This is a genomic window from Deefgea salmonis (assembly GCF_020531905.1).
GTDB classification, from domain to species: domain Bacteria; phylum Pseudomonadota; class Gammaproteobacteria; order Burkholderiales; family Chitinibacteraceae; genus Deefgea; species Deefgea salmonis.
The window spans coordinates 19,323-33,318 of the sequence record NZ_JAJAWG010000012.1 but is presented as its reverse complement, the minus strand read 5'-3'; the positions used below and the strand labels follow the sequence as shown (position 1 = coordinate 33,318).

Genomic DNA, 13,996 nt, shown 5'->3' with positions numbered 1-13,996 from the left:
CGGTTGCGACTTATTTCGTATGTTCCCAGTAATCTGACTGTCGAACTTCATGCAAATCGGCGGTGTTTCGGCATGCACTTGAGATAAACCAATCAGCATAATGATCAAGCAAAGACTCCAATTCAATTAACAAACAGCCGAAAGCAAAGCTCATTCATCGCGAGTGAATGGTTTTGAAATTGTTAGGCAATGTTATTCACTTGTTATCCGTATAAACTGCCGTCTCTGATCCAAAGTGCGGCGCGCGGTGCGATTGGTTTTGTACTTATTACCGTGCCAAATCTTACGAATACCCTAGTTGATTTCTGACGACGATTTTATACTGTCGGCGGTTTGATTGAATTCATGCGGTATTGCCACTGCTTCAATTGTTTTTCTCCCTTCTTTGATCGATTCCCCATGTCCTTTTTAAATTCTCGCCGCGTGATGTCGTTGGCGCTTAGCGGCGTGTTGACGCTGGCTTTATCCGGCTGCGTGACGCAGGCGACGGAGCAAATTAAGCAATTTTTTAATAGCGCTGGCGTGCAGCAAATTGGCGATTGGGCCGAGCAAGGTTTGGCGGCGCTAACTTCGCCCACGCCACCACCAGCGGGCGATTCTCCGCCGCTCAATGCCGAAAATGTCGTCATGGCAACGCGGCAAAATCCGGTCGGGCATCGGGATTTTTCGCAGGCCAAAAAGGTATTACCTAGGGTATTTGCCGGCATGGAAGAAGATTTCTACTGTGGCTGCCAATACTCCGGCAAAGTCATCGACTGGGCCAGTTGTAATTATCAGCCGCGTAAAAATGCCGAGCGCGCGCGCCGCTTGGAATGGGAGCATGTGGTGCCCGCGTGGGTGATTGGTCATCAACGCCAATGCTGGAAAAACGGTGGCCGCAAAAATTGCAGCGCAAACGATGCCATCTATCAAATTGCCGAGGGTGATTTGGTCAATTTGGTGCCGGCAGTCGGCGAGGTGAATGGCGATCGCAGCAATTACGCCTTTAGCGCGTGGACGCGTAATCCACAGCCAATGTATGGCAGTTGCCAAACGATTGTTGATTTTCAAGCCAAGAAAGTTCAGCCGCGCGAAGAAGTGCGCGGCCGTGCTGCGCGGATTACTTTATATATGCACCAGCAGTACCAGCTCAATCTGAGTAAGCAAGATCGCCAGCTGATGTGCGCTTGGGCCAAAACCTATCCGGTGGATGCGTGGGAGATCAAACGCGATCAGCGCATTGTCGGGCTACAAGGCAGCGGCAATCCTTTGGTGAGTAACCCGGAAGTATTGGCGCAGTATTGCCCGACTTAGTTCGTTGAGTTCGATCAGTTCGATGTCGCGCTGGGCGGCACGCGCGCTAGGCGTTGCCAAACGGCATGTTTGGCAGCGTCGCTGCTGCTCGACCAAGCTTTGATTTCGTCCAAGCTACGGCGGCAGCCTAGGCAATATTGGCCTGCGGGGTCGAGTTTACATTGCTGAATACACGGTGATGCGACAGTCATGGCCTAGCCTGCAAAAAAGCGCGTATTGAACGCGAATGCGAGCGCGCTGACAAGTCTTATCACGGCGCGGCAAGCATTGCAGTGCGACTAGGTAGATCAACACGATAGCGGGCAGCGATTTGCTTGAGTTCGCCCGAATGCTGAAGTTGGCGCAATCCCCGCTCAAAAACCGCCAATGGCACTTTGTCTTGCGGGGCAAAAGCGATACTGAGTGCTTGCTCAGAAAAAGCCGGCTCTTGCCAGCTCACTTTGGGGGCGATAGCGACTAAATCCGGCTGCGACAGCAAATATTCGCCAACGGCTTTTTCTAAAATCGCAAAAGCAATTCGCCCAGCCGCGAGTTTTTTTAAATTACTTTGATCGTCGTTGGCAACATCAATGTGCACGCCGGTTTTATACAGCGCCGTTGGATAGCCATAATTGCGGACCCCACCAGCAACCTGCCCCTGCAATTGAGTTAAATTTAACCACGCCACATGCTGCGCGGTGGGGACATAAAAGCCCAGTTTGCTGATAAAAATCGGGCTCGACGCCCGAAAGCCGGTGTCCACATAACTATTGGGCCAAACGCCGATAATGCCATCGGCGCGACGGGCCTTCATTTCATTGAGCGCCCGCGCCCACGGTACAAAGACAATCTCCAACTGATAGTGCGGTGCAAGGGTTTTTTTGGCGACTTCGATCAAAGCACCTTGCTTGGGTAGAGCTTGCGAGGTGTACGGTGGATATTCGGCGGCCAGTAGGCGTAGTTTTTGTGCCGCGCAGTTTAAACTCAAGCTCGCCAACAACATTCCTAAAATCAAACGCATCATGGACTCCTCGCCAAATCGTTCGTAAGCACGCTCAATCCATGATCGAGACACCGAACGCGATTCGTCAACGTTCACATTTAGATTAGCAGCCGTTGATCGCCGCAGCAGAAATTTCGTCAGCGCCCTTAAAATTAATTAATTCATCCGCCGCATCACAAGATGCCTATCATTGCTCGACTGCGCTCGGCATCGGCAATCCCGCCAGACCATCGGCCAAATGCCAGATTTGCGTGTAGCCTTTAGCACGCATCAGGCTGAGTAGTTGCCCGCTGCGCCGACCACTGCGGCAAGCAAGTAACAGCGGCCGATCGAGTGCAAGACAACCAAGCCAGCGCGGTAATTGGCTTAATGAATGATGCTCAATCATCATCCCCACCGGATAAGCGCCTGTAGCGATTTGCTCCCAGTGTTCACGGATGTCGACCAATACCCCCTTTGGATACACAGCCTGCCACGCCGGAAGTTGCTCGGCGGTAACGGCATAGCGGCTAGAGAGTTCAAGGTTTTCGTCTGGCAACGCCACTTGTTCCAGCTGCAGCATGTCGTCCAGATGCGTTTGCAAAATTTGTCCAGCAAGGGCGATTCGCTCGATAGCGGCGTCGATATCGGCAGCACAGACGTTGGGCGAAATCGATAAACGAATCGCGCTGGAGGCACGCGCTTCACCTAAGCCCATCGCCATTAATACAAAGCTCGGTTTGGCGTTTTTGCTGTTGCACGCCGAGCCCGCGCTCAGCCGTAAACCCAGCGAGTCAAATAAATCGAGTACGCATTTGCTGGGAATGCCGAGTAAAGAAAAATTAATCGTCGTGGGTAAACAGTGCTGGGAAGGACTATTCATCACCAGCGAAGGAAAGGCGTGTAGCAGCGCGGTTTTTAGGCGCTGATGCGCCAACGCCAACGCGTCAGCTTGCCACTGCCCCGCCAATATGGCTTCACATACGGCCCCCAATGCCGCAATGCCGGGTAGGTTTTCAGTACCACAGCGCGCATTGCCTTCTTGCCCGCCACCGGCCAATAACCGCGTAAACGGCGCACCGGCGCGTACATACAGCAAGCCAATGCCCTTGGGGGCGTGCAGTTTATGCCCTGAGAACGGAGCATAATCAATTCGCAAGCCCAGCCAATCGACGGCCAATTTGCCCAAAGCCTGCACGCCATCAACCAACCATAAGGGCCGCACTGGCAGCGCATCGAGCACACGGGCAATGCCAGCTAAATCGCTAATCGCACCGGTTTCATTATTGGCCGCCATGGTACACACCAAGGTGGCATCCTTGGCGTTTTCAGCCAGCCAAGGCAAATCATGTCGACCGTGTTGATCAACCGGAATCGGCAGCAATTCCAGCGTGAGGCCCAAAATTTCGCCCCAATGCGCCAGCGCTTCGGGAACGGCTTTATGCTCAGTGGCCCCGTATAACACCCGCAGCGAAGCCGCGCCACGCTGCGGATGCAGTACGGATAACACCGCAGTTTGGATGCCTTCAGTCGCGCCAGAAGTAAAAATCAAACTGTTCGCAGGCAATTGCAGCACCGCCGCCACGGCAGTGCGGGCGCGGTCGAGCTCAATTCGCGCCCGAATCCCCGCGCCGTGCGGACTGCCCGGATTACCAAAATTATCGCTGAGCACCCGTATCATCGCCGCTTGCGCCGCCGGTAAAATCGGCGTGGTGGCATTGGCGTCCAGATAAATTTCACTGCTAGTTGTCGCTATCGCGTCGCTCATCGGGGCTCACCTTCTATTTGGATTGAGTCATTGTGCGACCAATAACCAGGCAATTCAATCTAGAAACGGCTGACAAATTACCCAGCGTAACCACAATCGGCCAAAGTTAGATCACCATCAAATGATGGCCAAATGAGCGCAAGCACGCTGAGGCGATGACGCCCCAGCGAGTTGGCTTTAAACGCGATTGGCTTTGGCGGCGGCCAAGCGTTGCGCGGCGTCGCGCAACATTTTTTCGGTACTGGCCCAATCAATACAGCCATCGGTGACCGAGCAGCCGTAAATCAATTGCGATAAATCAGCGGGGATTTTTTGATTGCCAACGACCAAGTTCGACTCAATCATCACGCCCACCAAAGCTTGGCTGCCGTTGACGACTTGATTAATCACGTCATTCATCACCAGTGGCTGTAATTCCGGCTTTTTATAGCTATTGGCATGCGAGCAATCGACGATGATATTGCACGGTAATTTGGCTTTTTTCAGCGCTTGCTCGGCCATCGCCACCGATACGGTGTCGTAGTTTGGTCGACCATCACCGCCACGCAGCACCACATGCCCGTATTGATTACCACGCGTGCGCACAATCGATACTCGGCCTTGGCCGTTCAAACCCAAGAATGAATGCGGGTGCGACGCCGATAAAATCGCATTAATCGCAATGCTGATATCGCCATCGGTGCCGTTTTTAAACCCCACTGGCGTGGATAGGCCGGATGACATTTCACGATGCGTTTGCGATTCGGTGGTGCGCGCGCCAATTGCCGTCCAAGCGATTAAATCGCCTAGATATTGCGGCGAGATTGGGTCGAGCGCTTCGGTGGCGGTTGGCAAACCCAGCTCGCACACGTCGAGCAAAAAGCGCCGCGCTTTTTCCATGCCCAAATCGACTTGGAATGAATCATCCATAAATGGATCGTTGATATAGCCTTTCCAGCCGGTCGTGGTACGTGGTTTTTCAAAATAAACCCGCATCACCAGCAATAAGCTGTCTTTGACTTCGGCTTGCAGTGCCTTCAAGCGGCGCGCGTATTCTAAACCGGCCACTGGATCATGAATCGAGCACGGGCCAACCACCACAATCAGGCGATCATCTTGCCGATCCAGAATGTTTTTTAAGGCTTCACGCCCCGCATCCACCACTTGGGCGGCGGATTCAGAAAGCGGTAAACGGGCGTGTAATTCTTCGGGTGAGGGCATCGCGTCAAACGAAGTGACGTTGATATTCTCTAGGTCTTGGCTGTTCATCGTGAAGTCGATCAAAAGAGGAAAGTCAAAGAGTATAAACGAAGGCGTTGCACCGTCGAGCACGAGTCATGCTTTTGGCAATGGGGAAATCATACAAACTATGGGTATTGCTAGGTAGCTTATAAAAAATAAAGGCTAGATGGCAATACCCATTCAAATTGCGGGGATTTAGATTAGGTTTGATGATTTTAATTTAAGCGCCTACGGCACATTGTTTTACAGTCGCAGTCAGTGGCGGCTCCCTCGATCGATCGTGAGCCAAACGATAAAACTGTTTGTCTCTGACTCACTCGGTGCGCTTGGACGGGTTGTTAAGTCCCAGACCAACCAGCGTGGCTCAGCAACTAAGCTCAACTGGCCTAAGCCATCGCAAGATCGGCATTACAGCAATGATGAATCATCGTTACGAATCGGCCCTATCATTCGGCTCATCGTATCGTCTTTAATAATGCGTTGATGCCACAACCCCGCGCCGACGTGCAAGATCACTAACCACAGCAGCGTATTGCCCAAAAATTCATGCACGTCTTTCACGTCTTTGGCGGTTTCTGGGGTCATGGTGAACAGCGTTGGCAAAATCCAACCGAAAAAATCTACCGGCTTACCAAAGCCTTGAATAAAGGCCACGCCCAAAATCGGCATGCAAAACATCAGCGCATATAAAACCCAGTGCGTTAAATCGGCGACTTTCATAATCAAGGGTGCTGGGCTGGGCGTAATCTGCGGCGTGCGATTGGCGGTGCGCCAAATAAAGCGTGGGATTACCAACCAAAAAACGATGATGCCTGCTTGAATATGCGCCATTTGCAAATTACCGCGCCACGGATCGCCTTTGGGAAAATACCCCTTGAGCTCAATACACGCCAAAGCGGTAATCACTGCGATGGCACAGAGCCAATGCAATAAACGAGCGACTTTACCGTAGCTATGAATGGTATTTTTTAGCATGTTTGATCCCGAGGTATGAGTGATCCAAGCGAGGTTAAACTTTCACCTTGTTGACGAACAAATGCAAGCCTTAGTCAATGATGGCAGATGTATCGCGCACTGACTGAATCAGCAGCTTGCTGGTCGGGCTGGCTAATTCACTGCGATTGCGGCCGGCGTCTTTGGCCCGATACAGCGCCATATCGGCATAAGCAATGGCGGTATCAAAGGTATTGCTGGCATAGGCGACCTCGACAATCCCCGCCGAAAAAGTCACCGGCATTGGCGTGCCATTGACTAGCGCTGGTTGTGCGAGCAATTGCTCACGCCAAACTTCAGTGTGCCGCAGTGCTTGCATTGCGGTGGTGTCGGGCAAAATAGCTAAAAACTCTTCGCCACCTAAACGAAACAGCACATCACTTTGCAGCGTATATCGGCGCAATAATTGCGCCATATGCCGCAAAACTTCGTCACCAGCAGCGTGTCCGTAATGATCATTAATGGTTTTAAAAAAATCTAAATCCATCATCACCAAGCTTAATGCTTGCTGTTTGCGCGTATTCGTTGACAGCAAACTTGGCGTGATTTCGTCTAGAAAGCGCCGATTGTGCAAATGGGTTAATGGATCAAGAATCGCCGCTTGGTGGAGCTGCTGTTGCAGTTGCGCGTTTGATTCCAATTGCGCTTCCAGTGAAAGCAGTGCTTGCTGCAAAGCAATCTGCCCGTGCTTGTGGTGGGTGATATTACGCAGCACCAGCAATAAGCCAATCGGTTGCTGCAAATAATAGATAGTGACCGAGCGCAAATCGTAATACGCATCGCCCAATTGCAGTTCAAACTCAACCGGCAGCAGTCGATCCCATAACGTTGGTAATAAATTGTCAAAATACGGCAGTAATTTGAGTGGCAGGCCAATGGCGTTGGCTGGCATATTCGGTAACGCTTGCGCGGCGTGATTCAGTCTGGCGATCTGCTGCTGATCGTCCACCACCAAAACCGCATCAGGAATGGCATCAAACAACGCATCATGCGCGATCGGCAATAAATCAAACCATTGCCGATGGGTAATCAGCCAATAAAAAATCCCACCCATAATTAAAAAACTAAATGGTGTTGGATCAAAATCAAACAGCGTGACCAAACCGGTTAAATGCGCGGCATTGGCTAACCATGGAATCGCCATCGCGACCGCTAAGCCAAGATAATGCTGACGGTACAAGGCATTGGCGCGGGCCAGCGCATTAATAATGACCAGCATGCTCAAGGTCATATAGCCATATAAATACAAGGCGCATAAATAAAACCATGGCCCATGTTGATAGCGAATCGCCGCACCTAGCGCATCGCTAACCGGTATTGTGCTCACATACAGCCAATGATGCTGGTCATTAGTAAAAGCAATCAGGCAAGTGAGTAGTGGCATCAACCACAGCGCCAATTGGCCCAGCCAAGTCGGTCGACGGTCATCGCCTTTAACATAGGCCCAAACAAATAAGGTCCAATAGCAGGGGACTGTGACGATGCCGAGCCAAGCGAGTTTGGCCCACAGAATTTTATCTACTGCCGCGCTTTGCCAGTTTTCCATCCCCGCAGCACCACTCCACCAAGCCGAAGCGAGCAACATACACACGTAATAAAATTTAGCGGGGAACGCCTGACGTCGCGCGGTATACAGCGCTAAAACGAGGGTGAATAGCGCACAGCTAAATAATAACAACGCGGGCCAATTCATCGTGCTGGCCCACGTTGATTACTCGCTATCGATATCAAAGAGTCGAGGTGAATGCTCATTTTTTTGATTGTAAAGCATCACTGTCCATTCAATTGAATTCGCTGAGCCGCTGTCTAATTTCATAGACAATTTGGCATTTTTAGATGCTAGAAAAAACCATCCCTAATCCATTTTAATAGTTTTTATCTATAACGCTCTTATTTACATTCAACTGGCGCAATCAAATGAGAATAGCTATCATTTGCAAATCAACCACCTGTTCAATAGGACGACATCATGGCTAAGACAATGACTTTTGCGCTAGTACACTTTACCGTGGCATTTAGCGTGGCGTATTTAGTCACCGGCAGCTTGGGGATGGCCGGATTTTTGGCCTTGATTGAACCGATGGTCAATACCGTAGCGTATTTTTTCCATGAAAAAGCGTGGGATGCTTATCGCTTGGGGCGCAGGCAATCTGCAGCACAGACTGCCGAGCCAACAGCAATCGACTCGGGCCATGCCGCAGCATAATCATCATGCTATCGGCTAGCCGAATGCAAAAATTGTATCGCAGACTCTGGCTGCTTCAGCAAAACAAACTCAATCGCCAAATGCATTTGGGCCGAGGCATTTATTTTTGCGAATCAATATCCACTAGCGATTCTTCACCTTTGGTGGTGATGAAATGACCGACTTCGCCTTCACGCGTTTCGATATGGCCTTTACGCAATAAAAACGCTAACGCTTCACCGTTGATTTTGAGTGTTGGATTTATTTTGAGCTGGCGCAGGCTCTCGATACACAGCGTCATAAAAATAGTCTGTTTACCCAGATCAGTGATTTTTAAAATCCCGGTTTTGCGCTCATAGGCGGCTAATTTTTGCCCAGTAAGGGCTTTTACATTTTTAAATACCGTATGGCTTAAACGGGTACTTTTCAAACCACGGCTGACTTCAACCAGCGCCGCCATTTCATCTTTAGATAATTTCGTACTCATCAGTTACACCTCAATTCGCTTTATTGCTCGACATGGTACGCGTCCATGCTCGCCATAGGGAAATTCAACACGCATTTTATGCGCTGATTTACGCGGCAAAGCGCATTTTTAACGCTTTTGCACTGCGATTACCCAACGACAACGAATCAGCACCGAGCCGCGAACCCAAAACACGGCCAGTAAATCAACAATTCGCCGTGTTTTTTCAGCGAAAACAACATCCTTAACGCCAAATAAAAAACGCACCGCAGATCATCATCTGCAGTGCGTTGTTGATTGCTAATCATGAATTTATTTTTTGGCTAAAACATTGCCCAATGCTTGTAGTAATAAAGCAATGTTTTCACGCCGCGCCGCATAGCCCATCAGACCAATTCGCCAGGCTTTTCCGGCCAAAACGCCAAGACCGGCACCGATCTCTAAATTATAGTCTTGCAGCAACTGGCTGCGGACCGCAGCATCATCCACCCCCGCAGGGATATAGACCGCATTCAGTTGAGGCAAACGCGCATCGGTAGGCACGACAAATTCAATGCCGAGTTTTTCTAAGCCATCGCGCAATTCAAGATGCATGGCCGCGTGCCGCGCCCAAGCGGCCTCTAAACCTTCTTCGGCCAATAAACGCAAAGACTCGTGCAAAGCATATAAAGCATTCACCGGTGCGGTATGGTGGTAACTGCGCTTGGCCCCGCTACCGTTTCCCCAATAGGCCATCACTAAGGTTTGATCGAGAAACCAACTTTGTACTGGCGTTTTACGCGCTTTGAGTTTTTCGACCGCTGCAGGTGAAAACGACAGCGGTGACAAGCCCGGCACGCAGGATAGACATTTTTGGCTGCCCGAATAGATCGCGTCAATTCCCCATTCATCAACGCGCAATTCAATGCCACCGAGCGACGTCACCGCATCCACAATACTCAAGCAGCCATATTGCTTGGCCAAAGCGCACAGCGCTTTGGCATCTGATCGCGCGCCAGTTGACGTTTCGGCGTGAACAAACGCCAAAAACTTGGCATCAGGATTGGCCTGCAGCGCGGCTTCTACGGCATTGGGATCGACCGGCAATCCCCATTCGCTATCGACCAAAACGGCAATCGCCCCGACCCGCTCAACGTTTTGTCGCATTCGTTCGCCAAATACGCCGTTGCGGCACACGATGACAGTTTCACCCGGCTCGACCAAGTTAACAAAACACGCCTCCATCCCCGCCGAACCCGGCGCTGAAACCGCCAAAGTCATGTCGTTTTGTGTTTGAAATGCATACTGCAACAACAACTTCACTTCATCCATCATGCCAACAAACACTGGATCTAAATGCCCTAGCGTTGGCTTGGCTTGAGCGGCCAATACCGAAGGATAAACATCAGAAGGCCCCGGCCCCATTAGGGTGCGTTGTGGAGGAAAAAAGGGTTGAATGCTGGGCTTAAGCAGTGTTGACATCGGCATAACAAACTCCGCTAGAATAAGTGATGGCCTATTATGGCTGGCTGTCGCCAAGCGGTCACGCCTTTGCCATCGGGCGTACTTATCTAAGACAGTTCGGCAAAAATAAGCACCGCTTTATAGGAATACACCATGAATTGCACCGGATGCGGCGCAGCATTGCCCGTTGACCAACTCGTTTGCAGCTATTGCGGTTTATATAATGCGGTTGATTTACTGGCCATCCGCGATTTCAAAATACTGGCTGAGCACAGTGAATTACATTGCCCTAATCGCTGCGGTGATCTGCAACTCTTACAATTAGGCGTACAACAGACCACGGTCGGCCATTGCCCGAGTTGTAAAGGGCTGCATTTTTCACCCGGCGCGCTGCCGATCGTGCTCGACCATGTGGCCGCGCAAGTGCGCGAAATCAATCATGGGCGAATTCGACAAATCATCATTGCGCGCATCAAACCTGAAGTCGTACGCTATAAACCCTGCCCTGCTTGCCATAAAATGATGAATCGTCGGGCTTTTAGCCAGCACATTGCGGTGATTGTCGATGAATGCCGCGAGCATGGTGTTTGGCTCGATGGGGGCGAATTTAGTATTTTGGCTGAATGGATGGAAGCGGGCGGCCAGCAATATGTACAGGCTGAAACCGAACGCCAAGCCAGAGTCGATGCCGCCAACGGCCAAGTTGATGCGATTCGCTACGCCGCCGACTCACCCCAGCCCAGCGCAACCACACAAAGCATCGACGATTTTTTCCGCTCGCCCAAGCCCAACGCGTCGTTCAGTGAGAATTTACCTGCATGGTGTGTTGGCGCCGTCTTAACCCTTTTACTGTTATTTTTACTCGGGTTGAGCTGGCCAGTTTATTTACTCGCACTCGCCACGGGTTGCGCTTGGCATTGGCGCTAACCATTGCTTATATAGGGTATATCGCTACACGCCTTTTATTTAAAGCGCTATTTATATATACCCCTGACAATAATTCAAATCCGACTCTTTTTTTGTATCAACCTCAATCGACCGCAAAAAACGCGGTATCGGCGTGAATTCTCGACCGTTAATCAGAAAGCCTGAGCCTACTCAAAACTGACATCGACTCGCATTTCCCTCACTGCGTGCATTTTCTACACAGTGTCTTTCAAATCCAAAACATGCCGTAAGCATTATTTGGATCGACAAATAAATCAGCAGCACACTTGCGCGGCGATCGATCGCTCATCACAGTAAAACAACAAAGAAAGCTTGGTGAATTGCACTGTCAGCACGGGATAACACCGACTTGAGTGCTCCTCACTCATGAATGACCATCGGCCTTGAATGCTGACAACCAATCGGCAATATTACCAACTTCATTGACCTGCACTGGAGCTTCCCATGCGTAACATCCTGATTGCTTTACTTTTGTCTGCCCCTGCTCTAGCGCAGGCCAATTTAGTAACCAATGGTAGTTTTGAAGACTCCGCCGTTGCAGCAGGGAGTTGGTCGGTCTTTCAGAGCATCAATGGTACCTGGTCAACCCTTGCTGGCACAGGGATTGAAGTTCAAAACGGTGTCGCTGGCCTAGCTTCGGACGGCACGAAGTTTGTTGAACTCGATAGCCATACGAACACTGGCTCCACGTCCACCAACACCAACAGCACCATGGCGCAATCGATCGGCACTACAAACGGTCAAAATTACAACTTAAGCTTTGATTATGCCGCTCGTCTCAACACCAGTGCCGCCACCAATGGTTTACAAGCTTTTTGGGTTAACACCCTCAGCGCTGGCGCAACCGCTGCCAACATTATCGCAGCAGCAGCCCCTGGCAGTATGATCGCCAATCTATCCCCCGGCGCTGGGGGTAGCAGCAATGTTTGGCATACCTTTAGTGCAAACGTGCTGGGCGGCACTACGGGTACTAGCTATTTAGTCTTTAAAGCTACCGGTACTGCCGATACCTACGGCACTTATCTGGATAATGTCCGCGTGGACAGCGTGGCACCGGTTCCAGAACCAGAAACCTATGCTTTGATGGGGATCGGCTTAGTTGGCTTACTCGCGGCCCGCCGCCGAAAATTACTGCATACGCACTAATTTGAGCGGACCCACATTCATCGCGTCATCTTCGATTTCGCCCTCAACGCCCAATCAAATTCAATGCCGCTCATTGTAATAATGAGCGGCATTTTGTATTGCATTTTGCACCGATCAAGCGCATCAACAGCAAGCAATTGGCTTGCACATGAATTGAAATTCAGCCCCTCTAAAACATGCCTATATCCTAATTTTAACTACGTATTTTTGTCTCATTGAATGGCGACAATACCCTTTGTTTTTATATGTTTTTTATTTTCTTAAAATGTAGTAAATTCGTAAATATTGCCAATAAATAAGAAACATTCCTACATGCAAATCGATCCCGTTGTGCTGTTTTTCTTGCTTGGCTTAGCTGCTGGCTTGGCAAAATCAGATTTAAAATTACCCAGCGCATTATATGAAACACTCTCGGTTTTTTTGTTGCTGGCCATCGGCATTAAAGGCGGCTTAATTCTCGCCAAACAGCCGATTTTGACGCTATTGCCACAAGCAGCGTTGGTCATCACGATGGGGGCGCTAATTCCATTGCTGATTTATCCACTGCTACGCACCAAACTCAGCCAAGTCGATGCCGCCAGTATGGTGGCGCATTATGGCTCGGTGTCGGTCGTCACTTATGCTGTTGGGGTGGCTTTTCTGTCGCAAAAACAAATTAGCTTTGAGCCACAAACCACTTTATTTTTAGTGCTACTTGAAATGCCGGCACTGATGATTGGCGTCGTGCTCGCTCGGCTCGGTCCCAATGCCGCCCAATCGGGTCATGGCTGGCGCAAGCTATTACACGAAGTCTTTCTTGGCAAAAGCATGGTGCTACTGATGGGCGGTTTACTCATCGGCGCGCTAGCTGGGCCAGAGGGCATTAAGCCGCTTGATTTGTTGTATATCGATTTGTTCAAACCGGTATTAACGCTGTTTTTACTTGAAATGGGCTTAGTCGTTGCTGGGAAAATGGGGATTTTACGCCAGCAAGGTTTGCTGGTCCTCAGCATCGGGATTATTTTACCGCTACTACTCAGCTGGGTCGGTATTGGTTTTGGCTTGTTAATGGGGCTCTCGCTGGGCGGCTTAACCTTGATGGCGATTTTGGCGGCATCGGCATCGTATATTGCAGCACCAGCGGCAATGCGCATGGCTTTACCCCAAGCTAATCCGGCATTATCGCTGGGTGCCGCACTGGGCGTGACGTTCCCGTTTAATATCCTGGTGGGCGTACCGCTCTATCATCAATTTGCTGGCTACGCCGCTTAAGGACTGTGATGACTTTCCATACCCGAACACTACTGACCATCGTTGCCGAAGCGGTTCTTGAAAATGATTTAATTGCCCTATTTGAAGCCAAATCAATTCGGGGCTGGACGATTATTGCCGCACGCGGCAATGGTGAGCACGGTGAAAAACATGGCAATTTTGATGCCAATGAAAATATTCAAATTGAGCTCATTATCGAAACTTACCAAGCCGAGCAATTAGCCCAAGCAGTGCATCATCAATTTGGCGCGCACTTCGCTTTGGTGCAATGGCTTAGTGAAGTTCGTGTACTGCGCGGCGAAAAATTTTAAGTTCCACCAT

The 13,996-nt window shown here is 50.3% G+C and carries 14 protein-coding genes; 6 read left to right on the top strand and 8 right to left on the bottom strand.

The features are described from left to right. Positions 1 to 399 precede the first annotated feature (399 nt). Positions 400 to 1,293: an endonuclease gene (locus LG219_RS13670; RefSeq protein ID WP_226765013.1), complete on the top strand. Its 894-nt coding sequence runs from the start codon at positions 400 to 402 to the stop codon at positions 1,291 to 1,293. Positions 1,294 to 1,307: 14 nt separating this feature from the next. Here the strand turns inward: LG219_RS13670 and LG219_RS13665 are convergent, their stop codons facing one another. The 6 genes from LG219_RS13665 to LG219_RS13640 form a co-directional block, all read right to left on the bottom strand. After that, positions 1,308 to 1,484, bottom strand: coding sequence for a DUF1289 domain-containing protein (locus LG219_RS13665; RefSeq protein ID WP_226765012.1), 177 nt, complete (start codon positions 1,482 to 1,484; stop codon positions 1,308 to 1,310). 59 nt (positions 1,485 to 1,543) lie between these two features. Beyond that, positions 1,544 to 2,296, bottom strand: coding sequence for a substrate-binding periplasmic protein (locus LG219_RS13660; protein WP_226765011.1), 753 nt, complete (start codon positions 2,294 to 2,296; stop codon positions 1,544 to 1,546). Between the two features lie 166 nt (positions 2,297 to 2,462). Beyond that, entirely contained in the window at positions 2,463 to 4,022 is a 1,560-nt protein-coding gene (locus LG219_RS13655) for an aminotransferase class V-fold PLP-dependent enzyme (protein ID WP_226765010.1), read from the bottom strand. Between the two features lie 177 nt (positions 4,023 to 4,199). Beyond that, positions 4,200 to 5,270, bottom strand: a complete 1,071-nt coding sequence (locus LG219_RS13650) for a 3-deoxy-7-phosphoheptulonate synthase (protein ID WP_226765009.1) — start codon at positions 5,268 to 5,270, stop codon at positions 4,200 to 4,202. A 381-nt stretch (positions 5,271 to 5,651) separates the two neighbouring features. Further along, on the bottom strand, positions 5,652 to 6,218 hold the full coding sequence (locus LG219_RS13645) for a cytochrome b (protein ID WP_226765008.1): 567 nt from the start codon (positions 6,216 to 6,218) through the stop codon (positions 5,652 to 5,654). 70 nt (positions 6,219 to 6,288) lie between these two features. Continuing rightward, positions 6,289 to 7,929: a histidine kinase N-terminal 7TM domain-containing protein gene (locus tag LG219_RS13640; RefSeq protein ID WP_226765007.1), complete on the bottom strand. Its 1,641-nt coding sequence runs from the start codon at positions 7,927 to 7,929 to the stop codon at positions 6,289 to 6,291. A 276-nt stretch (positions 7,930 to 8,205) separates the two neighbouring features. Here LG219_RS13640 and LG219_RS13635 point away from each other — a divergent pair, with 276 nt between their 5' ends. Further along, positions 8,206 to 8,442 (top strand): DUF2061 domain-containing protein, encoded by a 237-nt coding sequence (locus tag LG219_RS13635; RefSeq protein WP_226765006.1) that lies wholly within the window; start codon positions 8,206 to 8,208, stop codon positions 8,440 to 8,442. Positions 8,443 to 8,542: 100 nt separating this feature from the next. Here LG219_RS13635 and LG219_RS13630 read toward each other — a convergent pair whose 3' ends face one another. After that, the gene (locus LG219_RS13630; RefSeq protein ID WP_226765005.1) at positions 8,543 to 8,908 is read right to left on the bottom strand and encodes a hypothetical protein; all 366 of its coding nucleotides are present in this window, start codon (positions 8,906 to 8,908) and stop codon (positions 8,543 to 8,545) included. Positions 8,909 to 9,199: 291 nt separating this feature from the next. Continuing rightward, the gene (locus tag LG219_RS13625) at positions 9,200 to 10,354 is read right to left on the bottom strand and encodes a pyridoxal-phosphate-dependent aminotransferase family protein (protein ID WP_226765004.1); all 1,155 of its coding nucleotides are present in this window, start codon (positions 10,352 to 10,354) and stop codon (positions 9,200 to 9,202) included. Between the two features lie 129 nt (positions 10,355 to 10,483). On the opposite strand from LG219_RS13625, the gene LG219_RS13620 reads away from it, so the two are divergent. From LG219_RS13620 to LG219_RS13605, 4 genes are all read left to right on the top strand, one after another. Further along, the gene (locus tag LG219_RS13620) at positions 10,484 to 11,257 is read left to right on the top strand and encodes a TFIIB-type zinc ribbon-containing protein (protein WP_226765003.1); all 774 of its coding nucleotides are present in this window, start codon (positions 10,484 to 10,486) and stop codon (positions 11,255 to 11,257) included. 465 nt (positions 11,258 to 11,722) lie between these two features. After that, positions 11,723 to 12,424: a PEP-CTERM sorting domain-containing protein gene (locus LG219_RS13615; protein WP_226765002.1), complete on the top strand. Its 702-nt coding sequence runs from the start codon at positions 11,723 to 11,725 to the stop codon at positions 12,422 to 12,424. A 312-nt stretch (positions 12,425 to 12,736) separates the two neighbouring features. Beyond that, positions 12,737 to 13,675 carry a sodium-dependent bicarbonate transport family permease gene (locus LG219_RS13610; protein ID WP_226765001.1) on the top strand — a complete coding sequence of 313 codons (939 nt, stop codon included), beginning with the start codon at positions 12,737 to 12,739 and terminating at the stop codon, positions 13,673 to 13,675. An 8-nt stretch (positions 13,676 to 13,683) separates the two neighbouring features. Then, complete coding sequence (locus LG219_RS13605; protein WP_226765000.1) at positions 13,684 to 13,986, top strand: P-II family nitrogen regulator; 303 nt, start codon at positions 13,684 to 13,686, stop codon at positions 13,984 to 13,986. Positions 13,987 to 13,996 lie beyond the last annotated feature (10 nt).

What these genes read in the sequence shown, in the direction of transcription:
- LG219_RS13670 (WP_226765013.1), top strand. Translation starts at nt 400, where the DNA reads ATGTCCTTTTTAAATTCTCGCCGCGTGATGTCGTTGGCGCTTAGCGGC.
- LG219_RS13665 (WP_226765012.1), bottom strand. Translation starts at nt 1,484, where the DNA reads ATGACTGTCGCATCACCGTGTATTCAGCAATGTAAACTCGACCCCGCA.
- LG219_RS13660 (WP_226765011.1), bottom strand. Translation starts at nt 2,296, where the DNA reads ATGATGCGTTTGATTTTAGGAATGTTGTTGGCGAGCTTGAGTTTAAAC.
- LG219_RS13655 (WP_226765010.1), bottom strand. Translation starts at nt 4,022, where the DNA reads ATGAGCGACGCGATAGCGACAACTAGCAGTGAAATTTATCTGGACGCC.
- LG219_RS13650 (WP_226765009.1), bottom strand. Translation starts at nt 5,270, where the DNA reads ATGAACAGCCAAGACCTAGAGAATATCAACGTCACTTCGTTTGACGCG.
- LG219_RS13645 (WP_226765008.1), bottom strand. Translation starts at nt 6,218, where the DNA reads ATGCTAAAAAATACCATTCATAGCTACGGTAAAGTCGCTCGTTTATTG.
- LG219_RS13640 (WP_226765007.1), bottom strand. Translation starts at nt 7,929, where the DNA reads ATGAATTGGCCCGCGTTGTTATTATTTAGCTGTGCGCTATTCACCCTC.
- LG219_RS13635 (WP_226765006.1), top strand. Translation starts at nt 8,206, where the DNA reads ATGGCTAAGACAATGACTTTTGCGCTAGTACACTTTACCGTGGCATTT.
- LG219_RS13630 (WP_226765005.1), bottom strand. Translation starts at nt 8,908, where the DNA reads ATGAGTACGAAATTATCTAAAGATGAAATGGCGGCGCTGGTTGAAGTC.
- LG219_RS13625 (WP_226765004.1), bottom strand. Translation starts at nt 10,354, where the DNA reads ATGCCGATGTCAACACTGCTTAAGCCCAGCATTCAACCCTTTTTTCCT.
- LG219_RS13620 (WP_226765003.1), top strand. Translation starts at nt 10,484, where the DNA reads ATGAATTGCACCGGATGCGGCGCAGCATTGCCCGTTGACCAACTCGTT.
- LG219_RS13615 (WP_226765002.1), top strand. Translation starts at nt 11,723, where the DNA reads ATGCGTAACATCCTGATTGCTTTACTTTTGTCTGCCCCTGCTCTAGCG.
- LG219_RS13610 (WP_226765001.1), top strand. Translation starts at nt 12,737, where the DNA reads ATGCAAATCGATCCCGTTGTGCTGTTTTTCTTGCTTGGCTTAGCTGCT.
- LG219_RS13605 (WP_226765000.1), top strand. Translation starts at nt 13,684, where the DNA reads ATGACTTTCCATACCCGAACACTACTGACCATCGTTGCCGAAGCGGTT.